Below are 26,370 nucleotides of genomic sequence, written 5' to 3'. Positions count from 1 at the left end.
CGTCAGGTCCAGCAGTCTTGCCGCCCCCGCCACGTCGCCGTCTGCGCGCGCGACTGCGACAAGACGACGCTTTCCGCCGGAATCCGGCAGATCAGCCGAGTGGCGCGAAAGTTTTGTCGAACTTGCCAAGGTCCGGCATCGGCAGCACCGCGCGGGCATCCAGATCGCGGACCTGATCGCGCAAGGCGTCCAGCGCGGCGGTCCGGTCCTCTATCGGCAGGTAGGGCGTGTGATAGGCCACGAACGGCTCGATCACGTCCATCCCGACATAGCCGAGGCTGCCCTGCAGGAAATGGCGCAGCATCCCCGTTTCCAGCTCTCCGTGGATCGAGCCGGGGCCGAACATATGCTCACGCCCGCCGAGGCTGAACGCGGCGAAAGCTTTTTTACCGGTCATGCCGCCCGCACCATAGATTCCGCGCCCGCGATAGAACAGGCCCGACACGAAGGTGCGGTCGATCCAGCCTTTGAGGATCGCGGGAACCGAGAACCAGAACACCGGAAAAGTGAAGACGATCAGGCTGGCGGCCTGGACCTTGGCGATTTCGGCCATGATGTCGGGCGCCAAAGTGCCGGTCTCGTACCCGTTCCGCTGTTCCAGTGCGTAAGTCAGGTGGTCGGCGTCGCGCCGCTCGGTGAAGTCAGCGGGCGAAAGCACGGGGTTGAAGCCCATCGCATAGAGGTCGGAATGATCGATCTCCCACCCGTCGTCCGTCAGCGCGCCAGCAATCGTGTCGCGCATGGCGGCCACGAAGGAATCGCTTTCGGAATGGGCATGGACAAGCAGCGCACGCCTGCCGGTAGTCTCCGTCATCCTTCAGCCTCCCTTTGCCCGAGCGCTAGGGGGAGCGTGACGATACGTCAATTACCTTGCCGACTGGCACGTTACACCGGACGGGTATCGCTCACGCCTTGCCGAACCCGCCCCCGCCCGGCGTCTCGATCACGAATACGTCGCCGGGTTTCATCTCCACACTTCCGGTCGAGGGCACCGATAGCGTTCTGCCGTCCGCACGCTCCACGCGGTTGATGCCGAGCGCGCCCGGCTCTCCTCCGTTCAAACCGAACGGCGGCACGACGCGGCGGTTGGACAGGATCGTCGCGGTCATATCCTCGAGAAACCGGATACGCCGCACGACGCCGTCGCCGCCCGAATGCCGCCCTGCCCCGCCCGAACCCTCACGGATCGAAAACGCTTCCAGCAGCACGGGAAAGCGCCATTCCAGCACTTCGGGGTCGGTGAGGCGCGAGTTCGTCATGTGCGTTTGCACCGCGCTGGTCCCGTCGAAATCCGGCCCCGCGCCCGATCCGCCGCAGATCGTTTCGTAATACTGGTAACGCGCGTTGCCGAAAGTGAAGTTGTTCATCGTCCCCTGCGCGCCCGCCAACGCTTTGCACGCACCATAAAGTGCATCGGTGATGACCTGGCTCGTCTCGACATTGCCCGCAACCACTGCGGCGGGATGGTGCGGGGCAAGCATCGAGCCTTCGGGAATGACCAGTTCGACCGGCCAGAGGCACCCGTCGTTCATCGGGATGTCTTCGTCGATCAGCGTGCGCATGACGTAAAGTGTCGCGGCGCGGCAGATCGCGGGCGGGGCGTTGAAATTGTTGGGCTGTTGTACGCTGGTGCCGGTGAAATCGATGCGGGCCGAACGGGCTTCGCGGTCGATGGCAAGGCCAACGGTGATCTGCGTGCCGGCGTCCAGCGGATAGGTGAAGCTGCCGTCGGGCAAACGGTCCAGCACGCGGCGCACCGCTTCGGCCGCGTTGGCCTGAACGTGGTGCATATAGGCCTCCACCACTTCCAAACCGAACTCGCCCACCATGCGGTGAATGTCCGCCGCCCCGCGCGCGCAGGCCGCGATCTGGGCGGTAAGGTCGCCCACGTTCCGGTCTGGATCGCGGGCGGGATAGGCGCCCTTGGCCAGTTCGGCGCGCAAGGCTTCCTCGCGCAGCCCGCCGCCTTCGACCAGCAGGAAGCTGTCGAACAGCACGCCTTCTTCGTCCAGCGTGCGGCTATCAGGCGGCATCGATCCAGGGGTGGTGCCGCCGATGTCGGCATGATGCCCGCGCGCCGCGACCCAGAAGCGGCATTCGCCCCCCTCGAACACCGGCATGACGACGGTAAGGTCGGGCAAATGCGTACCCCCGCAATAGGGATTGTTGACCAACCACGCGTTGCCATCAGCCAGCCGGTCGGTATCGAGCGCCTTGTCCCGCACCGCGCGGACGCTGTCGCCCATCGACCCCAAGTGCACCGGCATGTGCGGCGCATTGGCGATCAGCGCGCCGTCGCCGTCGAACAGCGCGCAGGAAAAGTCGAGCCGCTCCTTGATGTTCACCGAAAGCGCCGTGTTCTGCAGCGCCTGCCCCATCTGTTCGGCAATCGCCATGAACAGGTTGTTGAAGATTTCCAGCCGCACGGGGTCCAGCGCGGTGCCGATGCTGGCATTCTCACGCGGGGTCACGCGGGTCAGCACGATATCGCCCGATGCGCGGCGTAGCGCCTGCCAGCCGGGTTCGACGACGATTGTGCCGGTGTCGTCATAAAGGATCGCGGGGCCGGTCAGCGGCTGGTCGATGCCAAGCGCGGCACGCGGCATCAGGCTCGCATCGCGTGTCTCACCGCCAGCGAAAACGGGCACGGTGCGAGTATCCTGCGGCTCGTGCTCTGCCCCTACGCTGGCCGACGGGCGGTTGGATGGCACCACAAGCTCTACCTGCGCGGCCTCGACCACCAGCGGCGCTTTCGAGATGAAAGTGAAGCGCTGGCGGTAGAGCGCCTCGAACTCTGCGCGCACCTCCGCCTCGCTGCCGAACGCGACTTCGAGTGCGGTATCGGTGCCGAGATAGCGAACCATGAGCCTGCGCCGCACCTGCATCGCGCCGGTGTCGAAGCCGTGGCTCTCGATTTCGCTCCCGGCCTCTGTACGCAAGGCGCCCATCGCCTTCTCCGCCGCGTCCAGCCCGCCTTCGTCGACACGCCGTTCGATCGCCTGCTGCTTCACGATCCGCTGGTCGGTAAGCCCGATGCCATAGGCCGAAAGCAGGCCCGCCAGCGGATGCAGCAGTACCGTATCCATGCCCAGCGCATCGGCGACGAGGCAGGCGTGTTGACCGCCCGCCCCGCCGAAGCAGGACAGCGCGTAAGTCGAGACGTCGTGCCCTTGCGCGACCGAGATCTTCTTGATCGCATTGGCCATGGCGTCGACCGCGATGGCAAGGAAACCCTCGGCCAGTTCCTCGCCCGTTTTGCGCGGCAGGCCCGCGGCAGCGACTTCCTCGGCAAGCTCGGCGAACCTGGCGCGCACGACTTCGGCGTCGAGCGGTTGCTGCCCGTCGTCGCCGAACAATGCGGGGAAACAATCGGAGCGCAGCTTGCCCAGCATGACGTTGCAGTCGGTAACGGTCAGCGGCCCGCCTCGGCGATAGCAGGCAGGCCCCGGGTCCGCGCCCGCGCTTTCCGGACCGACGCGAAGGCGCGTGCCGTCGAACCGGCAGATCGACCCGCCGCCCGCCGCGATGGTATCGATCGACAGCATCGGCACGCGCAAACGCACGCCCGCCACGACCGTTTCGTTCACGCGCTCCAGCTCTCCGGCATAGTGCGACACATCGGTGCTGGTCCCGCCCATGTCGAAGCCGATCAGGCGGTCGAAGCCCGCCTCGCGCCCCGTTTCCACCATGCCGACGATGCCGCCCGCAGGCCCGGACAGGATCGCATCGCGCCCCCGGAACTGCGCCGCGCCTGCCAGCCCGCCGTTCGACTGCATGAACGCCAGCGGCACTTCGCCGCCCAGCGCGTCGGTCACTTGCGCGACATAACGGTCCAGCACCGGCGAGAGATAGGCATCGACCAGCGTGGTATCCCCGCGCCCGACGATCTTCATCACCGGGCTGACCATGTGGCTGGCCGAAACCTGTGTGAAGCCGACCTCGGCGGCGATCTCGGCGATCCGCGCCTCGTGCGCGGTGTGGCGATAGCCGTGCATCAGCACCACCGCCGCTGCCGTGCAGCCCGCTTCACGCGCAGCCTTCAGTTCGGCCCGCACCGCCGCTTCGTTCAGCGGCGTCAGAACCTTGCCGTGTGCATCGACGCGCTCGTCCGCCTCGATCACCAGGGATTCCAGCCGGTCGGGCAGGACGATGTGCCGGTCGAAAAGGCGCGGGCGGTTCTGGTATCCGATGCGCAGGACGTCGCGGAATCCGCGCGTGACGATCAGCGCGACTTTCTCGCCCGCCCGTTCCAGCAGGGCGTTGGTGGCAACCGTCGTGCCCATCTTGACCGCCGCGATCCGCTCCGACGGCAGGTCCGCCCCCGCCTCCACACCCAGAACGTCGCGGATTCCCTGAATCGCGGCGTCGCGGTAGCGTTCGGGATGTTCGGACAGCAACTTGCGCGTTTCGATCCCGCCTTCCGGCGACAGCGCCACCACATCCGTGAAAGTGCCGCCCCGGTCGATCCAGAAATGCCAGCTGCCCTGCGTCATAATATTCCTTCAATTATCACCCGCGCCCGCGTGGCACAGACTTGACCCCGATCGCAAACGCAAGAATGTTGCATTGCAGCAAGAACCGTGCGTTAGTCACGACCATGATCCGCGCAGCCTTACACCACGCCACTCGCTATACTTACGATCGGCCGGTCCAGTTGGGTCCGCAGGTCGTCCGATTGCGACCCGCACCGCACAGCCGCACCGCGATCCCCAACTATTCGCTGAAGATCGAACCGGCGGGCCACTTCCTCAACTGGCAGCAGGACCCCCACGGCAACTGGCTGGCCCGCATCGTCTTTCCAGAGCGCGTGACCCACTTTTCGATAGAGGTGGACCTGATCGCGGACCTCACCGTGATCAACCCCTTCGACTTCTTCGTGGAGGAAAGCGCCGAGGAAGTGCCCTTTACCTACGAAGCGGACCTCAAGGAAGAACTGGCCTCCTATTTCGAAGCCGAACCGGCGGGCGACAGGTTCGAAAGCCTCGTGAACGAATTTTCCGGCTGGAAGGGCCGGACGATCGACTTCTTCGTCGCGGTGAACCGGGCGCTGGAACAGAAGATCGGCTACGTCGTCCGGATGGAGCCGGGCGTGCAGACGCCGGAAGAGACGCTTAACCTCGGCACTGGATCGTGCCGCGATACCGGCTGGCTGATGGTCAACCTGCTGCGCCGCTTGGGCTATGCCGCGCGTTTCGTCTCGGGCTACCTGATCCAGATGAAGGCCGATGTCGAACCGGTCGAAGGGCCAAAGGGGCCGGAAGCCGACTTTACCGACCTTCACGCATGGTGCGAGGTTTTCATCCCCGGTGCGGGCTGGATCGGGCTGGACCCGACTTCGGGCCTTTTCGCGGGCGAAGGGCACATCCCGCTGGCCGCCGCCCCGCACTTCCGCTCCGCCGCGCCGATCACCGGCCTTGCCGAACCGGCCGAGGTCGACTTCCACTTCGCGATGAGCGTGGACCGCGTGCACGAGGCGGTGCGCATCACCAAGCCGTTCACCGACAATCGCTGGGAAGCGCTGCTGGCGCTGGGCGACAAGGTGGACGAGGATCTCGTCGCGCAGGACTGCCGGTTGACGATGGGGGGCGAGCCGACTTTCGTTGCCGCCGACGATCCGGAAGCTGGCGAATGGAACGGCGATGCCGTCGGGCCCACGAAGGCGAAATACGCTGACAAGCTGATCCGGAAGCTGCGTACGCGTTTCGCGCCCGGTGCATTGCTGCACCACGGACAGGGCAAATGGTATCCGGGCGAAAGCCTGCCGCGCTGGGGCTACACGCTCTATTGGCGCAAGGACGGCAAGCCGCTGTGGTCGAATCCCGATCTCATCGCCGTCGACCCTGACGAGGATGCGGAAGCGACGCTGGACGCTCAAGCGGCGGGCCGGTTTCTTGCCGAAGCGGCCAGGCAGCTGGGCGTCGAGGGCGACTACGTCCAGCCCGTCTTCGAAGATCCCGAAAAGTGGATCGAGCGGGAAGGCGAACTGCCGGTCAACGTCGAACCGGGCGATCCCAAGATCGACGATCCCGAAGAACGCGAACGCATCGTTCGCACCTTCACGCGCGGCCTGTCGACGCCCGTAGGCTATGTCCTGCCGATCCAGCGGGAAGAGACCACCAGCACGAAAGCGCAAAGCCCGCAGGCCAAGCCCGCCAGGGGTCCGCGCTGGAAGTCGGAGCAGTGGACCGTCCGCAAGGGCAAGCTGACCGCGGTGCCCGGCGATTCCGCGCTGGGCTATCGCCTTCCGCTGGGCGCGCTGCCGTGGGTGCCCAAGTCCGAATATCCCTACATCCACCCGCGCGTCGAAACCGATGCGCAGGCACCGCTCGCCGATTACCGGGAACAGGCCCGAAAGGTCGAGGCTGAGAAGATCGAACGCAAGGCCGAAGGCACCGGCGACCAGCGGTTCGAGCGCGTCGAAACCGCTGGTGCCGCGCATCAGGACCGCGTGGAACAGGAGATCATCGCGGGCGCCGTCCGCACCGCCATGACGGTGGAGCCGCGCGGCACCTATCTGTCGGTCTTCGTGCCGCCACTCGAAGCGATGGAGGATTTCCTCGAACTCGTCGCCGAGATAGAGGCCGTGGCCGAAAAGCTGCAGATGCCGGTCCGCATCGAAGGCTATCCGCCCCCGCCCGACCCGCGCGTGCAAGTGCTGAAAGTCACGCCCGACCCCGGCGTGATCGAGGTGAACATCCACCCCACGCGATCTTGGCGCGAACTGGTGGAGGTGACCGAGGGCCTTTACGAAGACGCCCGCGAAGTCGGGCTGACAGCGGACAAATTCATGGTCGACGGGCGTTCGGTCGGCACCGGCGGGGGCAACCACCTTGTCATGGGCGGGGCGACGTTCCCCGACAGCCCCTTCATCCGCCGCCCGGACTTGCTGAAAAGCTTCGTCCTCTACTGGCAGCGGCATCCCTCGCTGTCCTACCTGTTTTCGGGCCTGTTCATCGGCCCAACCAGCCAGGCCCCGCGTATCGACGAAGCGCGGCACGACAGCCTTTACGAGCTGGAGATCGCGCTGGCGCAGGTTCCCCCGCCGGGCGAACCGCCGCAATTCCCGTGGATCGTGGACCTGCTCTTCCGCAACATGCTGGTCGACGTGACGGGCAATACGCACCGCACCGAAATCTGCATCGACAAGCTCTATTCGCCCGACGGTCCGACCGGCCGCCTCGGCCTTGTCGAATTCCGTGGGTTCGAGATGCCGCCAGACGCGAAGATGAGCGTGGCGCAGCAGCTGCTCCTGCGCGCCCTCCTGGCGTGGTTCTGGCGCGAACCGCAGGACGGCAGCCTCGTGCGCTGGGGCACATCGCTGCACGACCGGTTCCTGCTGGAACACCATTGCTGGACCGATTTCCTCGAAGTCCTGTCCGACCTGCGCCACGCAGGCTACGACTTCGACCCGCAGTGGTTCGAGGCGCAGCGCCAGTTCCGCTTCCCCACCCACGGCACTATCGAGGCCGGGGGCGTCGTGCTCGAAATCGCCCATGCGCTCGAACCGTGGAACGTGCTGGGCGAAACCGGCGCGATCGGCGGGACGGTGCGTTATGTCGATTCCAGCACCGAGCGGCTTCAGGTGCGTGCCAAGGGGCTTACCCCCGGCAGGCACGTCATCGGCTGCAACGGCAGGCGGGTTCCCATGCACCCCACCGGCAGGCCCGGAGAGGCCGTGGGCGGCGTGCGATACAAGGCATGGGCACCGCCATCGTGCCTCCATCCGCTCCTCGGCGCTGATGCACCGCTTACCTTCGATGTGTTCGATACGTGGAACAATCGCTCGCTGGGGGGTTGTGTCTATCATGTGGCACACCCGGGTGGACGCGCGTATGATGATGTTCCGGTCAACAGTTACGAGGCCGAGAGCCGCCGCAAGGCGCGCTTTCAGGACCACGGGCATACGCCGGGCAAGGTCGACGTGCCGCCTGAAGAACACGGGGGAGAATTTCCGATGACGCTGGACCTGCGCCGCCCGGCGGGACTGCACTGAAGGGGCCGTAGAGCTTGGCTTCGCAGACCCAATCCACGGACCTGTTCGGGCCCGACCCGACACAGGATCCGCTTGCCTGGTACAAGCCCGATGACGCGCGGGCGGACATGTTCGCATCCGCGCCGGACGACGTGGGCGCGGCATGGCGCACCTTTGCGACGGGTCTTACCCGCCTTCCCGGCGGCTTGCGGCAGGCGCAGGAATGGGTCGACCGGCAGGTAGCGGACCTGGGCCTTGCCTTCCGCGTGACCGGCGATGTCGAGGAACGGTCATGGCCGCTCTCGCCCCTGCCGATCATGATCGGGGCGGCGGAATGGGCGCAGCTCGAACAGGGTCTTGTCCAGCGTGCGTGCCTTCTGGAAGCGTTGCTGGCCGACATCTACGGGCCGCAGAACCTGATCGCCGAAGGGCACCTGCCCGCCGCCGCCATTTCGGGCAGCGCCGATTTCGCCCGCCGCATGGTCGGCCTGTCCCCTGCAGACGGGCGTCACTTGAAGGTCGTGGCGATGGACCTGGCTCGCGGCCCCACCGGCGAATGGCGCGTTCTGTCCGATCGCGTACGCCTGCCCACCGGCATCGGTTATGCGCTGGAAAACCGCATCGCGCTGTCACGTGCCACCGGACCGCTACTGGCCGACATCAACACGCGGCGCATTTCCGAATTCTTCAATGCCATGCGCGAAGGCGTCGCTGCCAGTTGCAAACGGTCCGACCCGCGCATCGGCCTGCTTACGCCGGGGCGGTTCAACCAGTCCTATCCCGAACAGGCGCATCTGGCCCGCCATCTCGGCTTCTCGCTTGTCGAAGGGCGCGACCTCGTCGAACAGGACGGGCGCATCTATGTCCGCACGATCGCGGGGCTGAAGCGGATCGACGCGCTGTGGCGCTGGATCAACACGCGCGACATCGACCCGCTGGCCTTTGACTCACGCTCGCGTATCGGCGTGCCCAACATCCTCAACGCCTGCGCCAGCGGCGATCTCGTCATGGCCAACTGGCCCGGAGCGGGGGTCGTGGAATCGCGGGTGATGAGCGCGTTCATGCCGCGCCTTTGCCGAACCCTGCTGGGCGAGGAACTGCGCCTTCCCAACGCCGCGACATGGTGGTGCGGCCAGCGGCGGGAGCGCGAGCATGTTCGCGCCAATTTCGACAATCTCGTGGTCAGCCCCGCCTTCCGCCTGCCGGTCGAGGGACTGGAGGACGGGCGTACCTGCGTCATCGCCGATGCGGACAGCCCGCAGCGCGAGGCGATTTTCACGGCGATGGAACGTCGCCCCATGGACTATGTCGGACAGGAACTTGTCCGCACCTCGACCACGCCGGTGCTGAACGGGCAGGTCATCGAACCCCACGCATTCACCGTGCGCGTCTATCTCGCCCGCGACGGCGCAGGGCGGTGGACCGCGATGCCCGGCGGCTTTGCGCGCATTTCCGACGATGGTTCGCTGCGCCACGCGCTGATCGGCGAAAACGACCGCAGCACCGACGTATTGGTCATCGACCCGGCAGGATCGGAGCACACTGCCAACCCGCCCAAGCTCGACCCGCCAGCGGTGCGACGCCAGCAGGGCGTCCTGCCCAGCCAGGCGGCGGACAACCTGTTCTGGTTGGGCCGCTATGCTGAACGCGCGAACCAGACGACGCGGCTGGTCCGCGTGCTGCTCGACACCGGCCACGCCACAGGCCGCGCGCTGCAGCCTGCCGGTGCCACCACTTCGGCGCGGCGCATTTCGGCGCTGCTCGAAAGGCTGGGCGCGGCCTATGGCGGCGGCGATGGCAAGGAAAAGACCCCCGCTGAAATCGCGCAGGCCGCGCTGAGCGACATTTCGCTTCCCGGTTCGGTCGCCTCGCTGCTGTCGTCGGGCCGCCAGTTATCACTACTGCTGCGCGACAGGTTGACGCATGACATCTGGCGCATCGTGAACCGCCCACTGCCCGCCTGCGGTGACGATGCCGACAGCCTTGGCGCATCGTGCGACCTGCTGGTCGAACGGTTCGCTTCGCTGGGCCGATTGCTGGCGGACACGATGACACGGGGACCGGGCTGGACATTCCAGCAGATGGGCCTGCGGGTCGAACGCGCATCGATGATCCTGCAATCGACCATTGCGCTCGTGCCCGGAGAGGCGAGCGCGGAAGATCTGGCCGCCCTGCTCGACCTTGTCGACGGGCAATCGACCTATCGCAGCCGCTACCTGACGATGCCCTACATCGCGCCGGTGCTGGACATGGTCCTGCTCGATCCCGCGCAACCCCGCGGGCTGGCCTTTCAGGTCGAACAGATCATCAGTCACCTCTCGACCCTGCCCAACTTGCGCGACGACGGGATGCCCGAAACGCCGCTGCGCCTTGCCCGTTCGCTGCGCGCATGGCTGGACGCGGCCGATGCGACCGATCTGGAACCATCGGATCTCGAACACTGGCGCGGCGCGCTGGGCCACCTCTCGAACGAGATCGGCAAACGCTATTTCCTCAATGAAACGCTTCCCGGAAGCGACGGGGCACCGTTCCTGGCATGATGTACAAAATCCGCCACGACACGAAGCTTTCTTATGGCACCGGCGTTGCCACGGCGCGGCTGAACATCCGGTTGAAACCGGTGGAATGGCCCGGCCAACGCCTGATCGACCATTCGCTGGACGTGACGCCGCCCCCGGCAGAGCGGCGCGACGGTTATGGTCCCTACGTGGTCAACACCACTTCGCTGCTGTTCCGCGACGGGGTGAAGGAAGTGTCCGTCAACAACGCGATGAAGATCGAGGTGGCGCCGCCGCCGATTCCGAATACCAGCCCAACCATCGCGGAAACGCGCGATGCTGCGCTGACCTCGCGCGGGCTCGACCCGCTGTCGCCTGCGCCCTACCTCTACGGATCGCGCATCGCGGTGCCTGAATCACGCATCGCCGATTGGGCCGCGCCGCTATTGTCGCCCGATCGTCCGGTGCTTGAGGCGGCCCAGGCGCTCTGCACCCAGATCCACGAGGATTTCAAATACGATTCTACCGCGACCGACAGCCAGACCGCGCCGGCAGAGGCGTTCGAGGACAAGTCGGGCGTGTGCCAGGATTTCGCCCATGTCATGATCGTCGCGCTGCGCGGGCACGGCATTCCTGCATCCTACATCAGCGGTTACTTGCGCACCCTGCCGCCGCCGGGGATGGACAAGCTGGTCGGGGCGGACGCGATGCACGCATGGGCGGCCGTATGGTGCGGGCCGGATCTCGGCTGGATCGGGCTGGACCCCACGAACGACTGTCTTGCCCGCGAAAGCCACGTCGTCGTCGCGATGGGCCGCGATTATGCCGATGTCGCGCCGATCGACGGCGTGTTTACCGGCGCTGCGTTCCAGAAGATGTCGTTCGCGGTGGATGTCGCGGAAATCGACGAGGAATGATCGGCGGGCCGATCAGGCAGAGCGGCGCTCGCGCCCTTCGACCCTGACGCCGTAAGTCTCGACATAGTCGGAAAGCCGCTCGGTCACTTCACCTTCGTCCAGACCGAATTCGGCAAGGCTGTAGCGGTGGGGTTTACGCTTCAGCGCGCGGCTGCGGGTCATGAAGTCTTCCATGCCGGATAGCGCAGGGGCCATGTCCATGCCGAGAAAGCGATAGACGCGGGCCATCGCGCCTTGCCAGTCGCGGTCCATCTCCTCGAAGTGGACGTCGATGATGCGGCTGCTATCGATCCGGTCGCGAACGCGGCGCATGGTGGCGATCTGCTGTTCGGTCTTGCGCAGCCATTCGCGCCCCACGGCCCCTGCATCGGCATGGTCGGAATAGATGATCGTCTGGTTCCACGCGAGCGAGGCAGCCGACCCGACAACCGCCTTGGGATCGCGGTGTGTGAAGACGAACCGCGCATCGGGAAAGGTATCGAGCACGGCGTCGAGATCCAGCATGTATTGCGGCGTCTTCAGGATCCACGGCTTGAGGCTCGACTTCTGCTGCGACCAGCTGACGAGTTTGAGCAGGCGAGCAAGCTGGCGATAGGCGGGCCGTGCATCCTCGCCCTCGCACCACTTGCCATAGGACGGGACCATCCACTGCGCCTCGTGCTTCATGCCCCAGAACGAATTGACCAGCAGACCCAGTTCTTCCTCCGGCTCGTAAGGGCCGGTCGGGTGGATGTTCAGCGTGCGGGGATTGGCAAGGCGGGCCATGCGCTGGATCTTGCGCGCGGTGGTGACGCGCTCATCGTCCTCGTCCCCGCGCTCGAAATCCTGCGGCGGGACGGGGCTGATCGTTTCGAAACTGCGAAGGTGCTGGAACCGATGATCGGCGGCGAGCAGGCGGTGCATGCGCGTCGTGCCCGACCGCATCGGCCCGACGACGATCACGGGGCGTGGCAAGGCGCGCTCGAGAATTTCGGGATGCCGGTCGAACCAGTGCTGCGCGTTTAGCCGGTCGGTCAGCACCTTGCGGAACTGCATCTCGGCCACGAACTCGCCCGACAGGTTGAGGCGAGCCTCTTCGCGCAAAGCATCGACAAGCGCGTCGTAGGGCTTCGCAAACCACGGATCGCCGAAATCGGTCAGGCCCGCTTCGTTGGAGACTTCCTCCATCAAAACCTCGCGGTCCAGCGTGTTGCGCTGTTTCAGTCCCAGTGCGTGGGCGACCTTGAACCAGCGATTGGCCGCCGAAATGAAAGGCGTGCGGCTGGGCGGGCTGATGATCTCTTCGCTCAAAAGACGGTCCTGTCTCGTGCAATCGGGATTTGATCTTTACCCTTGGGCGGCGGGCTTGTTCCCGCATGCGTTCAGGCGCGTATCTTCACTGGACAGGATGCGGCGGGACCGGCCATAGCGCGCTTGCCATGCACGACATTCGCCTGATCCGTACCGATCCCGCCGCCTTCGACGCCGCTCTCGCCCGCCGGGGGGCAGAGCCTGCGTCGTCCGCCATCCTCGCCATCGACGAACAACGCCGCGAGGTGCAGACGAAGATGCAGGAAGGCCAGTCCCGCCGGAACGATGCGTCCAAGGCCATCGGCAAGGCGATGGGCCAGGGCGACACCGGGGCGGCAGAGGCGCTAAAGGCCGAAGTCGCGAAGCTCAAGGAAACGCTCCCCGCGCTGGAGGCCGAGGAAAAGGCGCTGACGCAGAAACAGGCCGACGCGCTCGCCGCCCTGCCCAATCTTCCCGCCGAAGACGTGCCGATGGGCGAGGACGAGAACGACAACGTCGAAGTCTCCCGCTGGGGCACGCCGCGCAGCTTCGATTTCGAGGCGAAGGAACACCCCGATTTCGCCCCCGCGCTCGGCCTCGACTTCGAGACCGCAGCCCAGATTTCCGGCGCGCGTTTCGTGTTCATGCGCGGCCAGATGGCGCGCCTCAACCGCGCGCTGGGTGCTTTCATGCTCGATATGCAGGACAAGGCCGGCTTCACCGAATGCGTGCCGCCGCTGCTGGTCAAGGACGAAGCGCTGTTCGGCACGGGCCAGCTGCCCAAGTTCGCCGAAGACCTGTTCCGCACCACCGATGACCGCTGGCTGATCCCGACGGCCGAAGTCAGCCTGACGAACGCCGTGCGCGAACAGATCGTCGATAACGCGGCCCTGCCGATGAAGCTCACCGCGCTGACCCCCTGTTTCCGTTCCGAAGCGGGCGCGGCGGGCAAGGACACGCGCGGCCTCATCCGCCAGCATCAGTTCGACAAGGTGGAACTCGTCGCCATCACCACGCCCGAAGCCTCGGAGGCGATGCACGAGGAAATGACCGCCGCTGCCGAAGCCGTGCTGCAGGCGCTGGAACTGCCCTATCGCAAGATGCTGCTGTGCACCGGCGACATGGGCTTTTCCGCGCGCAAGACTTATGACCTCGAAGTCTGGCTGCCGGGGCAGAACACCTACCGCGAGATCAGCTCGATCTCGAACTGCGGGGACTTTCAGGCGCGCCGCATGAATGCGCGGTTCAAGCCTGAAGGGTCGAAAAAGACCGAATTCCTGCACACGCTGAACGGGTCGGGCCTTGCCGTCGGGCGCACGCTCGTCGCCGTGCTCGAAAACGGGCAGAACGCGGACGGGTCCGTCACGCTACCGTCCGCACTCGTCCCCTATATGGGCGGGATCGACACGCTGGAGCCTGCCTGAACCCATGCGCATTCTTCTTACCAACGACGACGGCATCAACGCACCGGGGCTGGAGGTGCTGGAAGGCATCGCGCGCCAGCTTTCGGACGACATCTGGATCTGCGCGCCAAGCGAGGAGCAGTCGGGCGCGGGCCATTCGCTGACGCTGACCCGTCCGGTCCGCATGCGCCGTCATGACGACCGCCGCTTCTCGGTCACCGGAACGCCGACGGATTCGGTGACGATGGGGCTGAAAAAAGTGCTGGGCGCAAAGCCCGACCTGATCCTGTCGGGCGTCAATCGCGGCGCTAACCAGGGCGACGACATCACGTATTCGGGCACCGTCTCCGCCGCCATCGAAGGCGCGCTGGCAGGCGTGCGCTCGATCGCGTTGAGCCAGATCTACAGCCGCGAGGGCGCGGGCAACGACGTTTCGTTCGACGCCGCGGAAAAGTGGGGCGCAAAAGTGCTGCGCCCCCTGCTCGACATGCCGTTCGCCGCCCGCACGCTGGTCAACGTCAATTTCCCCGCCGTTAAGGCAGAGGACGTGAAGGGCATCCGCGTCGTGCGGCAGGGCTTCCACGATTACGGCCGCGGCACCGTGGTCGAAGGGATGGACCCGCGCGGTTTCCCCTATTTCTGGTTCGGCCTCGAACCGATCGAACACACCCCGGGGCACGAGACCGACCTCGAGATTACTCAGGACAACTTCATCGCGGTCACCCCGCTTCAGCTTGACCTGACCCACTATCCTTCGCTTGATACGCTGGCAGAGCGTTTTGCGAAGATGGGAGACTGACGACACGTGGCGATGCGCAAGCCTATCCGGCTGCAACGACACCGCCCCTTGCGGCGAAAGCTGGGTCTGCCCGTCTGGGCCGATGCTTTCCTCCGCCTGTTTGCCGCGATCTTCCTCGTCTTCATGGTCGTGCTCATCCACTGGAGCGACCGCGACGGACTAATCGACAACCACGACGGCGTCGTCAGCTTTTCCGACGTCGTCTATTTCACGATGATCTCGATCACGACCACTGGGTTTGGCGACATCGCCCCGGTGTCCGACAAGGCCCGCATGATCGAGGCGATGATCGTGACCCCGATCCGCTTTGCCGTGATCTTCATTTTCGTGGGCACGGCCTACAACTTCATCATCAAACGCAGCTGGGAGAGATTCCGCATGTCCCGTATTCAGGACCGCCTGAAGGATCACGTCGTGGTGCTGGGCTTCGGCGTCTCCGGCTCCGAAGCTGTGGCAGAGCTTATCGCGCGGGGCACCAGCCCCGATTGCATCGTTGTCATGGACAACAGCGAGGATCGCTTGCAGCTGGCCGAGGACATGGGCTGCAACATCATCAACGCCGATGCCACGCGTGATGAATCCCTGCAGGACGTTCGCATCGCCCAGGCCGCGACCGTGCTGGTTTCGGCAGGGCGCGACGACAGCTCGATCCTGATCGTCCTGACGGTGCGGCACCTTGCCCCCGAAGTGCCGATCACCGTCGTCGTGCGCGCACCCGACAACGAACTGCTGGCCCGTCAGGCAGGCGCGACCAATGTGATCAACCCGGTCCGCTTCACCGGCCTTCTGCTGGCGGGAAGCGCCAGCGGCATGCACACAGCCGACTACCTGTCGGACCTCGCCTCTGTCACGGGCCGCGTCCAGCTGGTCGAACGCGAAGCCCGGCCCGAGGATATCGGCCGCTCGCTCCGCGAACTCGGCTCGGGCAGCCTGGGTCTCAGGCTCTACCGCGACGGCCGCGCCATCGGGTACTGGGAAGACGAGGCGCAATCGGTGCAGCCCGGCGACATGATCGTGGTGATCCGCCCGACGCCGGAATGCGGGCCGGGGGTGCTTTAAGGTTCTGCGTGAGCGGACCGTCAGGTCGCTCACCGCATCACAGATCGCCGTTAACCGAGCTGCGCACAAAGCCCCAGACCAGCTTGACCCAGTTGTGCGGCGCCTTTGCCTGTCCCCGCGCATAGTCGAGCAATTCGTCCAACCGCGCACGATCATAAAGCCGTCCGCCCTGAACGACCGCCCGGATCGATCGCGTATTGGCGATGTCGGTCAGCGGATTGGCGCCAAGCAGGACCAGATCGGCCCGCTTGCCGACCGCGATGGACCCGGCCACGCCCTCCTCCCCGACATAGCGCGCCGCATCGTAAGTGGCGGCGCGCAACACTTCTGTCGGGCTAAGCCCTGCCCTCACCAGATGAGCCATCTCGTCGTGATAACGGAAACCTCCCAGTATCGTGTCCGTGCCGACAAGCAGGTTCGCGCCGCCTTTATATGCCTGCCCGGACAGGTCGCGGGCGTGTTCGAAATATGCGGTCAGCACCTCTTGCCCCTCAGGTCCGGCATAGGCGCTGCGCGTCGCGGACAGGTCGTCGCTCCAGGCCCATTTCGACAGGGGATCGAGGTACGCCAGCCGCGCATCGTCCACGAATTCGGGTTCGTCCGCTCGCATGCCCTCTTCGCGGGTCACGAGAGTCGGGACATACCACACGCCCTTTTGCGCCATCGTCTCTATCGCCGATGTGCAGCGCGCCGCGCCGTATTCGGCAACGATGGCCCGGTCCCGTTCCATCGGCGTCATCGCATCCAGCCTGCCTTCACGCCAATCGTCTGCGCGCGCAAAACAATGGCGTGGCAACAGATGGGCATGTTCGAAACTGGTCTGGCCGGCCTCTATCGCCTCGATCAAACCCACCTCTTTCGGAAGATGCCCGACAAGGCGCAGCCCCCGCCGCTCCGCCTCTTGCGCGGCGGCCAGATAGGATGCGCGGGGCAGGCGATTGTAGACCTTGATCGCGTTGAGGCCGCGGGTGTCGTATTCTGCGATACGCGACCGCGCCTGTGATGGCGTGACATCTTCGCCTTCGAGGTAATAGCTTGCGGTTTCGACGATGCGCGGTGCCGTCAGCCGGCCGCCCGCAGATGCCGCGTTCCAGGCTCGCTTATCGGCGTGGCAGGCGATGAGGCTGTCCTCGACGCCGGGACAGTCCATCATGTCGCGAACCGCCGTAACCCCGTTCGCGATCCATAAGGGGAAGTGCGCTTGCGGCGAATTCTGGAACGTGTGGACGTGCATGTCCCACAGGCCCGGAATGACGAAGGCCCCATCCCCGTCAACGACCGGCAGGCCTTCATCGGAAAGGTCCGGCCCGATTTCGCTAATTACCCCGCCGCGAATTTCGATGGACGACGGGGGCAGCACCTTGCCCGACAACACGTCGACGATCCTGACGTTGCGGACGATCCGGCTGTCGGACCTGTCCGGCAGGGGCGCAGGGGCCGAAGGCCAGACGACGAGAGCGATCAAACCTAGCGAAAACAGGCTGAGGCAGATCGCCAGAAACCGTCCCAGCTTCACCATCATCCCCAAATGCGGCCTTACAGGCGCAAAGCGATACGAGGTGCGCACCGATAAGAAAAGCGGCTTGTTCGAAGGGCGTAACGTCGCCCGAACGCGGGGTGCGATCATCGGCGGGAAAAGCGCTGTCCTACACGGCAGGCACACGCCATGATCCGCGCCGTTCTTTGCCATGGTCGAAATTCGTCGTGCACCTTGTCACCCGAGGGTACAGGCACGAAAGGCGCAGAAATGCTTGGCCGATGCCCTGTTGGCAGTGGGTGACAGGGTGTCACCTTTGTCACCCGCGGCAAGGCGGCGGGTCTTACCAGACCGGCTTGTTCACCGCCGCCGAGGCCGCGGCGTCGAGCTTGTCGATGGCCTCGCCGATGGTGTCCGCGCTGAGCAACTGGTCGCGGCGGGCCGCGCTCATGAAGCCTTCGTCGCGCACGTGGTCGCAAAAGGACATGAACTTGTCCCAGTAGCCGTCGGTGTTGAGCAGGCAGAACGGCTTGGAGTGATAGCCCAGCGCGTTCCAGGTCCACGCCTCGAAAAGTTCGTCGAACGTACCGATGCCGCCCGGCATGCACAGGAACCCGTCGGCCAACTGCGTCATCTTCGCCTTGCGCTGGTGCATGTCGGCAACTTCGTGAAGTTCGGTCAGGCCGGTGTGCGCGACCTCGTGGCTGACGAGTGCTGCGGGGATCACGCCATAGACCTTGCCGCCTGCATCCAGAACGGCATCGGCGATGGTGCCCATGAGGCCAAGCTTGCCGCCGCCGTAAACAAGGTCGATCCCGCGAGCGACCATCTCTACGCCGAGCTTTTTGGCGATCTCGGTGTGCACCGGGTTGGTGCCGGCGGCCGACCCGCAATATACGGCAAGACTGCGGATCGCGCTCATGCATGGTCTCCTGTCTCGAAGCCGCCGATGGGGCGTGCGCCGACGTGGGTAATGACGGACGCAGCGGCCCGCGCCCCGCCCTTCAGGCAATGTTCGAGGTCTGCACCGGCGACATGTGCGGCAAGGAACCCGGCCGCAAACTGGTCGCCCGCGCCGGTCGTGTCGACGACTTCGGGAACGGGGGCTGCGGGCACCTCGATCCGGTCGGCGCCGGACACCGCCATCGCGCCTTCAGGCCCCTTGGTCAGGACCAGCGTTTCGACCTGCTTCGACAGCAGCGCGATCGCGGTTTCGCTGTCATCGACGCCGGCCATCAGCTTTGCCTCGTATTCGTTGGCAAAGAGGATATCGACCGCGCCATCGGCGACCAACCTGGCAAGGCTTTCGCGGCGGCCGGGGAGCGCGATGGAATCGGACAGGGTGAAGGCGATCTTGCGGCGATCTGCATGGGCCAGTTCGATCGCGCGGCGCATGGCGGCACGCGGGGTTTCGGGGCCCCAGAGATAGCCTTCGAGGAACAGCATCTGCGCCCCGCGGATCGCGTCCTCGTCCAGCGCGTCGACAGTCAGACGGTGACTCGCGGCGGGCGAAGTTTGCATCGTGCGCTCTCCATCCGGGCTGACGAGGATGAAGCAGCGGCCCGTCGGCGCATGGCGGATCGGCGGCGTGTCGAACGCGATGTCGAGTCCGTACATGTGCGCTGCGAACAGCGTGCCGAGCCGGTCGTCACCGGTTTGCCCGATGAAGCGGCACTTCGCACCCAGCGCCGCTGCGCCGGCCAGCGTATTGGCCGCAGAGCCGCCGGGCACTTCCTCGACATGGCCGCTGTCCGCCATCGCCTGCGCCAGCGCCTCTGCCTCGTCCTCGGCCAGAAGGCGCATCGTGCCCTTGGTGACGCCCGCAGCGGTCAGGAAAGCCTCGTCCCGGCGTGCAAGCACGTCGACGATTGCATCGCCCAATGCAACGATATCGAACTGTTCGCTGGCCATGGCGGGAAAAGGAATCCGTTTCGGTTGTCTGGGAGGTTTCGGCGGCAACTATACACGCGGCATCGAAGGGTCAATCGAGAGAGGTGTTCCACGGGTCTTGCCCGTGCCTCGAAAGCCGCTATCGCTTGATAGATGAACGAATCCCCCGCCGATCAGGCCGCTCCGCAGACCCTCGTCGCCGTGCCCAAGGGCCTTTTCGCCCCCGGCCTTTTCGCAATCGCCTTGTTCTATGGCGGGATGTGCACGTTTGCCGGACTGCTCGGCAACAAGCAGGTCGCGTTGGGCCCGCTGGCGGTGGAGGCGGGGATGTTCGCGTTCCTCCTGCTGGTCGCGATGGGCGGGGCCGTGGCCGAGGTCTATGGCCGCACGGTCGCAAACAAGCTGGTGCTGTGGGGCTTCGTCCCGATCTTCGCCTCGATCCTGCTGTCGCTCCTGGTCGCCGCGATGCCCGCATCGCCCGAGATGCAACCCGAACGGCTGGAGGCGATCCAGATGATCCTGACGGCAACGTGGCGGATCTGGATCGCGGGGCCCATCGCCTATGGCACGTCGCAGATCCTGAATATCACGGTGATCAGTGCGATGAAGACCAAGTTCGGTGGGCCGATGTGGATCCGTGCGGGGCTGGCAGGCGCGCTGTCGCAAGCTCTCGACACGGTGATCTTTATCACGGTCGCCTTCCTTGGCGTGTTCCCGATCCTGCCGCTGCTGGCTGGCCAGATGATCGCCAAGGTCGTGTTGTCGATCGTGCTGATCCCCTTCCTCGTCACCTGGTTCGCGGGTTTCGCAAGGAAGCTCGACGGTCGCGTCGACTAATCGATAAATCCGAACGTCGTGACCTGTTTTATACCAGAAACTCGATGAGGGTTCGTCCGTTAATAGGGCGAACCAAATAAATCGAATTATAGGAGTATCGAACATGGGCGACAACGCGACGAAGGCACTGGTAGACGGTCTCAACGGCCTCTTGGCCGACCATCTCGCCCTGTACCTCAAGACGAAGAATTTTCACTGGCACGTGAAGGGTCGCGATTTCCGCGACCTCCACCTGCTGTTCGACGAACAGGCGCAGGAAATTTTTGGCAACGTCGACATCATTGCCGAACGTGTCCGCAAGATAAAAGGCATGACGCTGACCTCGATCGGGTCGGTCGCTACCAAGACCAAGGTCGCGGACGAGGATGACACCTCGCTCGACGCGATGACGATGGTCGAAAAGCTGCGCGACGACAACGCGACACTCGTCGCGACGCTGAAGGAACTGAAGGACCTTGCCAGCGAAGCGGGTGACAACGCGACCGACGGTCTGATCGACGACTGGACCGACCAGACAGAGGAACGCGTCTGGTTTCTGTCCTCAATCCTCGGTTAAACTACAGGCTACCGTTCGCTGACAGTCCGATCCCGTTGGGCCTGCCGGTGAACCCCATGTCCAGCAATGGCGCGCTGACCTCCACCGGAAGCCCGGTCAAAACGAGGTCGGCGCGCCATTTGCCATTGGGCTCCAACCAGAAACCAAGGTTCTCGGTCCCACTCGGCCCTTTCATCGGCACGAACAGGGCATCGCCCTCGCACCGCGCGGGGCCGGACATGATCGTCTCTGCCGGAAGCGTGGGGCCAAGCGCGGGGATGGTAAGGCCCAGCGTACCCGATGCCGCGACGCAGCGTCCCTCGCGAAGCTCCACCGCGAAGTCCGCGAACGTCAGCGAACGCACCGGCAGCGGCGACATCGCGCCCGATAGCGGCAATTCGCCATTGGCATCGCGCAATGCGGCCCATTCCTCGCCCCCACGCGCATAGGCGTGGAACTGCGACTGGCCCGGCATGGCGGGCCGGTTGAGCGCGAACTCCGCCGTACCGGTGAACAACGGCAGCGGGCGCAGCGCGACGTTGAGGTTGCCCAGCGGCAGCGAGGCCGCCTGCATGTCGCCGACCTGCCCGTCCCAGACCGTCCCTGCGACTTCGCGGGCGGCAAGCGAACCCTCGCCATTCGCAGCATCCAGCGCCACGCGCAGCGGGAACATCACGAGCAGCGCGATCAGCGCCATGAGGGCGAGCACGATCTTCGTAGTGCGCGAAAGGCGCGCGTCGCGAATGAAGATCCAGCGACCGATCACTTGCCTGCCCTCCGCACGGTGGCGTTGACCGAGACCGAGCCGTCCGCAGCTGGCGTGATCGTCACCTGCTCTGCCACGATGCCCTGCCTGCGCAGCATATCGAGGAACGCGAAAGCCGAGCCGGGCGCAGCGGTCGGGATCACGACGAGCGCGCTGTCATTCCCGCGCGGGTCGTTCGATTGCAGCACCAACCCTTCGGCATCGGCGATCTGCGCCACGGCCTGCGCGACCGGCCCTGCCCCGCCCCTGGGCGCCGGCGCGGCGTCGAGCTGCTCGAGCCCCGCCATGACCTGTCCGGCCGCGATCACCGCATCGCGGTGGCGGACGTGGGCCGCGTCATGCGCAGCGCCCAGCGGAAGGATCAGGCCGTAGATGACGATGAGCACGCCCGCGAGCGCGCCTGCCACACCCACCAGCACCCGCTCGCGCATGGTAAGGCCGAGGAACCAGTCCCGCGCCGGTGTCCAGACCGATTTCATGGCGCCCTCACGGTAATGTCGGCCACGGTCGCACCGCTGGCATCGGGTGCGACTTGCGGCGGCGCGGTGACCTGCCAGCCGTCTCGCTGAAGCGAGATCAGCATCTGGTTCAGTGCCTGATCGGTTGGAGCGGCGGCGCGGATCGACAGAGTGCCATCCGCGCGCCAGTTGATGTTGCGAAGCGTGACCGAGGGGTTGGGCTGCATCGCTGCAAAAACGGCAGGCGCGCTGTCGGCAAAGGCGACACCGCCCGCTCCCCGGCGCAGCAGTTCAGAACGGATTTGCATCTCGGCCCCGGCAAGATCGCCGACACCGGGGAAACGGGCGCGCGCAGCCTCGATCGCGGCTTCTTCGCGCGCGTCGGCATCGAGGTTCAGTTTCACCGTCTCGATCGTGAAGATCAGGAAGACGAGCAGCAGGAGGATCGCCGCCATGCGGGCCAGCTGCTGCCAGTCGGGCAGGCGGAAATAGGATACGCGCGGCAAAGCATAGGGCCCTTGACGCAGATCGAGTTCGGGCGCGGCGAACGTATCGACCAAGCGCGCGGCAAGCCGGTCTTCGGCGATCTCGACCGCGTCTGCTCCGGGTGCGAGCGCGGGAAGCAGATCGCTCTCTCCCGCAAAGGCGGCAGACGGCGTGCGAGCCAGCGCCTGACCGCCCAGTTCTGCGGAAGCGACGGTTCCGGCCTCGGCCAGCGGCAGGGCCAGCGCGGCAGGCACAAGCGCATGGGCGTCGAGTCCCGCCGTCGCCAGTTCGCCCAGCCACGCATCCATGTCGGACTTCGCGACGGCGCAACTCAGCACCCCGTTTCCGTCCGGTGAGGCGGCGACTGCCACGTGGGTGTCGACAATCGGCGCGCGCAGGCCCGGCGGATCAAGCCGTGTCGCGGCCAAAGCCTGCGCCGCCGGCATCTCGCCGCGCGGCACGATGCGAACCGGCGCAAGCGCGGAAGGCGCGAGCGCGACAACGCGCACCCCCTCGACATCGCCCCATGGCGCATCGTGGCCGGGCGTGAAGCGGTGCCCGCTGCCCAGCGCGCCGCCTTCGACATGCCAGTAACGCCATTCGTCGCCCGGCACTTCGGGCAGCAGGACGAGCAGGCCTTCCGGCCCGCCGCCGCTGTCCGCGACGCCGGTTTCGCCGCCTTCGGGCAAGTCGTGGTTCAGTCGAAGCGCCATGCGTGATCAGCCGACGATGTCGGCATCGTCCCCTTCACCGCCCGGCTGGCCATCGGCTCCCAGCGAGTAGATTTCGAAAGGCGCGCCGTTCTGGCCGGGCGAGCGGAACTGGTAAGGGCGGCCCCACGGATCGGTCGGCAGCGCCTTGATGTAGCCGCCGCTGCGGTAGTTTTGCGGCATGGCGAGCGACGCAGGCGGATTGACGAGAGCGGACAACCCCTCGCTCGCCCCCGGATAGCTGGCGTTGTCGAGGCGGTACATCTCCATCGCCTGGCCTAGCGTCGCGATGTCGGATTCGGCCTTCACGCGCATCGCCTTGTCCTGGCTGGGCAGGACGTTGATCGCGACCGCCGTTGCCAGCAGCGCGATGATGAAAAGGACCACCATCAGTTCGACGAGGCTGAAGCCGTTGCGGCGGGCCTTGCGGGCGGTCTTGCGGGTCGGTTCGGTCATGGCTGTTATCCGGTTGGAATCTTCAAAGGCCGGTCAGGTCCTGCAACTGCAGGATCGGCAAGAGAATGGCGAGGATGATGAGCGCGACGATCACGCCCATGACGATAATGATCAGCGGTTCGAGCAGCGCCATCGCGGCGGCGGTGAACTGCGCGAATTCGCGTTCGAGATAGTCTGCGGCGCGTTCCAGCATGTCGCCCAGCCGCCCCGCGCTCTCCCCGCTGGAGGCAAGGTAGACCAGCAGCGGGGGAAACATGCCTGCCTCGCGCAGCGCGGTCGACAGCGAGGTACCGCCGCGCACTTTCTCGGTTATCCGTTCCAGCGCCTCGCGCTGAACCGCGTTCGACACGGTGCGCGAGGACAGCTTCAACCCGTCGACCAGCGGCAATCGCGCATCGATCATCGTGGCCAGTGTGCGGGCGAGCGAGGCTGCGTGCACGTCGCGTATCAAGCGCCCGATGAACGGCAGGCGCAGCAAAAAACCGTCGAACCGGTACTTGAAGGCCGGCACCGTCAGCGCGCGCAGGAAACCCAGCACGGCCAGCGCCAGCACCACGCCCATCACCCACCAATATGTCGACATGAACTGCGAAATTCCGATGACCGCGCGGGTCAAAAGCGGCAATTGCCGCGCGGCATTGTCGAACTGTTCGACGACGCGCGGCACGACCGAGATCATCAGCAGCGTCACGACCCCGATCGCCATCAGCGACAGGATGATCGGATAGGCCAGCGCGGCGACGATCTTCGCCTTTGCCGCCGCCTGCTTTTCCAGCATGTCGGCAAGGCGTTCGGCGATCTGCGGCAGGCTTCCGCTCGATTCGCCTGCCGCGATCATCGCGCGGTAGATCGGCGGAAAGCTTTGCGGTTCACGGCGCAATGCCTCTGCCAGCGGCAGTCCTTCGACCACACCCTGGTGCACATTTGTCAGGATCGCGCGGGCTTTGGGCTTTTCGGTCTGGCGGCTGATCGTGCGAAGCGCTTCTTCCAGCGGGCTCACCATCATCAGCGAGGAAAATTGCCGCGTGAACAGAGCAAGTTGCTTGGCGTTGAGTTTTGGCGTGCGGCTGGGCAGCGAGATCGAGCCGGGCTTGGCCGCTGTGCTTTTCGCCGCCGCCTCGTCCAGACGCAGGACGTGCCAGCGGCGCGTTGTCAGCTGTTCGCGCGCGGCAGGCAGGCTCGCCGCATCGATCGCGCCGCGGCGTTCCTTGCCCTGCGGATCGACCGCCAGATAGGACCAGCGCGGCATCAGGCGGCCCCGTCATCGCGGCGGGCAATGCGCGCCGCTTCTTCCGGCGAAGTCTCGCCCGCCTGCACCAGCTTCTTCGCCGCCCGCGTCAGGCGCGTGCCGCGGCGATTGCCCGCAGCGTCCTTGCCGAAGGCGTAATCGGCGATTTCCTCTTCCGAGGCGTTGGCGTTGATCAGGCGGCGGATGCGATCGTCGATGCGGATCGCCTCGAACAGGCCGATGCGCCCCTGATAGCCGGACTGGTTACAGTGATCGCAACCGACCGCGTGCCAGACAGTGCGCCCCTGCTTGATGTCCAGCATCTCGGCCAGCGCCGGGTCGATCGTTTCCTCGCGCCGGCAATGCTTGCACAGGCGGCGTACCAGACGCTGGGCGATGACGGCGCGCAGGGTGCTGGCCAGCAGGAACGGTTCGACCCCCATGTCCCGCATACGCGTGATCGCCCCGACACTGTCGTTGGTGTGCACGGTGGACAGCACGAGGTGGCCCGTAAGCGAGGCCTGCACCGCGATGTCCGCGGTTTCCTTGTCGCGGATTTCGCCGACCATGACGACATCGGGGTCCTGGCGCAGGATGGCGCGCAGACCGGCCGCAAAAGTAAGGCCGACCTTGGCATTGACCTGCGTTTGCCCCACCCCGTCCACAGCGTATTCCACAGGGTCTTCCACAGTCAGAATATTGCGCTGACCGTCGTTGAGGCCGCGAAGTCCCGCGTAGAGCGTGGTCGTCTTGCCGGAACCCGTCGGCCCGGTGACGAGCACGATGCCGTTGGGTTCGTTGAGCGCCCGCTTCAGCACCCCCTCGGAATGTTCGTCGAGACCCAGTTCGGCCAGCTCGATCCCGGCATTGTCCTTGTCGAGCAGACGCATCACGACACGCTCGCCCGCGCGGTTCGGCAGGGTCGAGACACGCACGTCGACCAGTTTGCCGCCCAGCGACAGGCCGATGCGACCGTCCTGCGGCACGCGGCGTTCGGCGATGTCGAGACGGGCCATGACCTTGATACGGCTGACCAGCACCGACGCCACGTGCGGCGGCATCCGCAGCTTTTCCTTCAGCACACCGTCTTCACGAAAACGGACGACGAGCGCCTGTTCGTAAGGTTCGATGTGAATGTCCGACGCGCCTTCGCGCAGGCCCTGCGCGATCAGCCCGTTGATGAGCCGGATCGCGGGCGCATCGTCGGCGCTGTCCAGCAGGTCCTCCGCGCTGGGCAGGCCATAGGCCAGCGTGTCGTCCGGCCCATCAAAGCCAAGTGTATCGGCCTCGAGCGCGCCGGTGTCGCCGTAGACTTCGCTCAGCAATTTCTCGAACTCGGTCGCAGGCGCGTTGCGAACCGAAAGGCGGCGCGCAAAACGGCGTCGCAGTTCGAGCAGGACCGTTGCGTCCGCACCTTCGCGCAGGACCAGCGGGATCGCGCCGTCCACATCCTCGTCCGCGACGATCACGCCCCAATCGCGCGCCTCGGCATAAGTCAGCAGCGGTGCGCCGCTGCCGCGCTCGGGCACAACGACAGCCGCCGCGCCCGCAAGCGCGACGTCGTCCCCGAGGGGGATGTCGCTGTCGAGAGGCGTCGGCTCCATCATCGG

The 26,370-nt window shown here is 65.6% G+C and carries 20 protein-coding genes; 8 read left to right on the top strand and 12 right to left on the bottom strand.

Annotated features, from left to right (window positions below; all coding sequences use genetic code 11):
* Positions 1-91: 91 nt before the first annotated feature.
* Both A9D15_RS11595 and A9D15_RS11590 read right to left on the bottom strand, forming a co-directional pair.
* Positions 92-814 carry an NAD(P)H-dependent oxidoreductase gene (locus A9D15_RS11595; RefSeq protein WP_066765182.1) on the bottom strand — a complete coding sequence of 241 codons (723 nt, stop codon included), beginning with the start codon at positions 812-814 and terminating at the stop codon, positions 92-94.
* Between the two features lie 91 nt (positions 815-905).
* Positions 906-4,493, bottom strand: coding sequence for a hydantoinase B/oxoprolinase family protein (locus A9D15_RS11590; protein ID WP_066765180.1), 3,588 nt, complete (start codon positions 4,491-4,493; stop codon positions 906-908).
* Between the two features lie 104 nt (positions 4,494-4,597).
* On the opposite strand from A9D15_RS11590, the gene A9D15_RS11585 reads away from it, so the two are divergent.
* From A9D15_RS11585 to A9D15_RS11575, 3 genes are read left to right on the top strand one after another with little or no spacing between them, the layout of a single operon-like run.
* The gene (locus tag A9D15_RS11585; protein ID WP_066765178.1) at positions 4,598-7,993 is read left to right on the top strand and encodes a transglutaminase family protein; all 3,396 of its coding nucleotides are present in this window, start codon (positions 4,598-4,600) and stop codon (positions 7,991-7,993) included.
* A gap of 14 nt (positions 7,994-8,007) precedes the next feature.
* Positions 8,008-10,512: a circularly permuted type 2 ATP-grasp protein gene (locus A9D15_RS11580; protein WP_156521759.1), complete on the top strand. Its 2,505-nt coding sequence runs from the start codon at positions 8,008-8,010 to the stop codon at positions 10,510-10,512.
* Positions 10,509-11,387, top strand: coding sequence for a transglutaminase family protein (locus A9D15_RS11575; protein WP_066765177.1), 879 nt, complete (start codon positions 10,509-10,511; stop codon positions 11,385-11,387). Before A9D15_RS11580 ends, A9D15_RS11575 begins: the two co-directional genes overlap by 4 nt.
* Positions 11,388-11,399: 12 nt before the next feature.
* On the opposite strand, the gene A9D15_RS11570 is transcribed toward A9D15_RS11575, so the two are convergent.
* Positions 11,400-12,677, bottom strand: coding sequence for a sulfotransferase family protein (locus A9D15_RS11570; protein ID WP_229660272.1), 1,278 nt, complete (start codon positions 12,675-12,677; stop codon positions 11,400-11,402).
* Positions 12,678-12,805: 128 nt separating this feature from the next.
* Here A9D15_RS11570 and serS point away from each other — a divergent pair, with 128 nt between their 5' ends.
* Genes serS through A9D15_RS11555 form a run of 3 tightly spaced genes read left to right on the top strand, consistent with a single transcriptional unit; the run spans position 12,806 to position 15,917 of the window.
* Positions 12,806-14,080, top strand: a complete 1,275-nt coding sequence (gene serS, locus A9D15_RS11565; RefSeq protein WP_066765176.1) for a serine--tRNA ligase — start codon at positions 12,806-12,808, stop codon at positions 14,078-14,080.
* 4 nt (positions 14,081-14,084) lie between these two features.
* Positions 14,085-14,858, top strand: coding sequence for a 5'/3'-nucleotidase SurE (gene surE, locus A9D15_RS11560; RefSeq protein ID WP_066765175.1), 774 nt, complete (start codon positions 14,085-14,087; stop codon positions 14,856-14,858).
* A gap of 12 nt (positions 14,859-14,870) precedes the next feature.
* Positions 14,871-15,917 carry a potassium channel family protein gene (locus A9D15_RS11555; protein WP_156521758.1) on the top strand — a complete coding sequence of 349 codons (1,047 nt, stop codon included), beginning with the start codon at positions 14,871-14,873 and terminating at the stop codon, positions 15,915-15,917.
* A gap of 37 nt (positions 15,918-15,954) precedes the next feature.
* Here the strand turns inward: A9D15_RS11555 and A9D15_RS11550 are convergent, their stop codons facing one another.
* From A9D15_RS11550 to A9D15_RS11540, 3 genes are all read right to left on the bottom strand, one after another.
* Complete coding sequence (locus A9D15_RS11550; protein WP_066765171.1) at positions 15,955-17,439, bottom strand: amidohydrolase family protein; 1,485 nt, start codon at positions 17,437-17,439, stop codon at positions 15,955-15,957.
* Positions 17,440-17,737: 298 nt separating this feature from the next.
* The gene (locus A9D15_RS11545; protein WP_229660273.1) at positions 17,738-18,316 is read right to left on the bottom strand and encodes an LOG family protein; all 579 of its coding nucleotides are present in this window, start codon (positions 18,314-18,316) and stop codon (positions 17,738-17,740) included.
* Positions 18,313-19,305, bottom strand: coding sequence for an adenosine kinase (locus A9D15_RS11540; RefSeq protein WP_066765170.1), 993 nt, complete (start codon positions 19,303-19,305; stop codon positions 18,313-18,315). The genes A9D15_RS11545 and A9D15_RS11540 overlap by 4 nt, the downstream gene beginning before the upstream one ends.
* A 132-nt stretch (positions 19,306-19,437) precedes the next feature.
* Here A9D15_RS11540 and A9D15_RS11535 point away from each other — a divergent pair, with 132 nt between their 5' ends.
* Together A9D15_RS11535 and A9D15_RS11530 are read left to right on the top strand one after the other, a co-directional pair.
* Positions 19,438-20,121: a queuosine precursor transporter gene (locus A9D15_RS11535; protein WP_066765169.1), complete on the top strand. Its 684-nt coding sequence runs from the start codon at positions 19,438-19,440 to the stop codon at positions 20,119-20,121.
* Positions 20,122-20,224: 103 nt separating this feature from the next.
* Complete coding sequence (locus A9D15_RS11530; protein ID WP_066765167.1) at positions 20,225-20,677, top strand: Dps family protein; 453 nt, start codon at positions 20,225-20,227, stop codon at positions 20,675-20,677.
* A gap of 1 nt (position 20,678) precedes the next feature.
* Here the strand turns inward: A9D15_RS11530 and gspN are convergent, their stop codons facing one another.
* Genes gspN through A9D15_RS11500 form a run of 6 tightly spaced genes read right to left on the bottom strand, consistent with a single transcriptional unit; the run spans position 20,679 to position 26,367 of the window.
* A complete protein-coding gene (gene gspN, locus A9D15_RS11525) occupies positions 20,679-21,422 on the bottom strand; it encodes a type II secretion system protein N (protein WP_066765164.1) in 744 nt (247 codons plus the stop codon).
* The gene (gene gspM / locus A9D15_RS11520) at positions 21,419-21,901 is read right to left on the bottom strand and encodes a type II secretion system protein GspM (protein WP_066765163.1); all 483 of its coding nucleotides are present in this window, start codon (positions 21,899-21,901) and stop codon (positions 21,419-21,421) included. Before gspM ends, gspN begins: the two co-directional genes overlap by 4 nt.
* Positions 21,898-23,079 (bottom strand): type II secretion system protein GspL, encoded by a 1,182-nt coding sequence (gene gspL / locus A9D15_RS11515; protein WP_066765162.1) that lies wholly within the window; start codon positions 23,077-23,079, stop codon positions 21,898-21,900. Before gspL ends, gspM begins: the two co-directional genes overlap by 4 nt.
* A 6-nt stretch (positions 23,080-23,085) precedes the next feature.
* Entirely contained in the window at positions 23,086-23,532 is a 447-nt protein-coding gene (gspG, locus tag A9D15_RS11510; protein WP_066765160.1) for a type II secretion system major pseudopilin GspG, read from the bottom strand.
* Between the two features lie 22 nt (positions 23,533-23,554).
* Positions 23,555-24,781 carry a type II secretion system inner membrane protein GspF gene (gspF, locus tag A9D15_RS11505; RefSeq protein WP_066765155.1) on the bottom strand — a complete coding sequence of 409 codons (1,227 nt, stop codon included), beginning with the start codon at positions 24,779-24,781 and terminating at the stop codon, positions 23,555-23,557.
* Positions 24,781-26,367, bottom strand: coding sequence for a GspE/PulE family protein (locus A9D15_RS11500; RefSeq protein ID WP_082924487.1), 1,587 nt, complete (start codon positions 26,365-26,367; stop codon positions 24,781-24,783). The genes gspF and A9D15_RS11500 overlap by 1 nt, the downstream gene beginning before the upstream one ends.
* Between the last annotated feature and the right edge of the window lie 3 nt (positions 26,368-26,370).

Origin of the sequence: Croceicoccus pelagius, assembly GCF_001661915.1 — a bacterium.
GTDB lineage: Bacteria > Pseudomonadota > Alphaproteobacteria > Sphingomonadales > Sphingomonadaceae > Croceicoccus > Croceicoccus pelagius.
Note: the sequence above shows the minus strand (reverse complement) of the source record. Positions and strands in the feature narration are given on the sequence as shown.

Excerpts from the sequence above, each read along its gene's own strand:
- gspL (WP_066765162.1), bottom strand. The coding sequence starts at position 23,079 with ATGGCGCTTCGACTGAACCACGACTTGCCCGAAGGCGGCGAAACCGGC.
- gspG (WP_066765160.1), bottom strand. The coding sequence starts at position 23,532 with ATGACCGAACCGACCCGCAAGACCGCCCGCAAGGCCCGCCGCAACGGC.
- A9D15_RS11575 (WP_066765177.1), top strand. The coding sequence starts at position 10,509 with ATGATGTACAAAATCCGCCACGACACGAAGCTTTCTTATGGCACCGGC.
- A9D15_RS11550 (WP_066765171.1), bottom strand. The coding sequence starts at position 17,439 with ATGATGGTGAAGCTGGGACGGTTTCTGGCGATCTGCCTCAGCCTGTTT.
- A9D15_RS11595 (WP_066765182.1), bottom strand. The coding sequence starts at position 814 with ATGACGGAGACTACCGGCAGGCGTGCGCTGCTTGTCCATGCCCATTCC.
- A9D15_RS11535 (WP_066765169.1), top strand. The coding sequence starts at position 19,438 with ATGAACGAATCCCCCGCCGATCAGGCCGCTCCGCAGACCCTCGTCGCC.
- A9D15_RS11500 (WP_082924487.1), bottom strand. The coding sequence starts at position 26,367 with ATGATGGAGCCGACGCCTCTCGACAGCGACATCCCCCTCGGGGACGAC.
- A9D15_RS11585 (WP_066765178.1), top strand. The coding sequence starts at position 4,598 with ATGATCCGCGCAGCCTTACACCACGCCACTCGCTATACTTACGATCGG.
- A9D15_RS11545 (WP_229660273.1), bottom strand. The coding sequence starts at position 18,316 with ATGAGCGCGATCCGCAGTCTTGCCGTATATTGCGGGTCGGCCGCCGGC.
- A9D15_RS11530 (WP_066765167.1), top strand. The coding sequence starts at position 20,225 with ATGGGCGACAACGCGACGAAGGCACTGGTAGACGGTCTCAACGGCCTC.
- gspM (WP_066765163.1), bottom strand. The coding sequence starts at position 21,901 with ATGAAATCGGTCTGGACACCGGCGCGGGACTGGTTCCTCGGCCTTACC.
- gspF (WP_066765155.1), bottom strand. The coding sequence starts at position 24,781 with ATGCCGCGCTGGTCCTATCTGGCGGTCGATCCGCAGGGCAAGGAACGC.
- A9D15_RS11590 (WP_066765180.1), bottom strand. The coding sequence starts at position 4,493 with ATGACGCAGGGCAGCTGGCATTTCTGGATCGACCGGGGCGGCACTTTC.
- A9D15_RS11540 (WP_066765170.1), bottom strand. The coding sequence starts at position 19,305 with ATGGCCAGCGAACAGTTCGATATCGTTGCATTGGGCGATGCAATCGTC.
- surE (WP_066765175.1), top strand. The coding sequence starts at position 14,085 with ATGCGCATTCTTCTTACCAACGACGACGGCATCAACGCACCGGGGCTG.
- serS (WP_066765176.1), top strand. The coding sequence starts at position 12,806 with ATGCACGACATTCGCCTGATCCGTACCGATCCCGCCGCCTTCGACGCC.
- A9D15_RS11555 (WP_156521758.1), top strand. The coding sequence starts at position 14,871 with ATGCGCAAGCCTATCCGGCTGCAACGACACCGCCCCTTGCGGCGAAAG.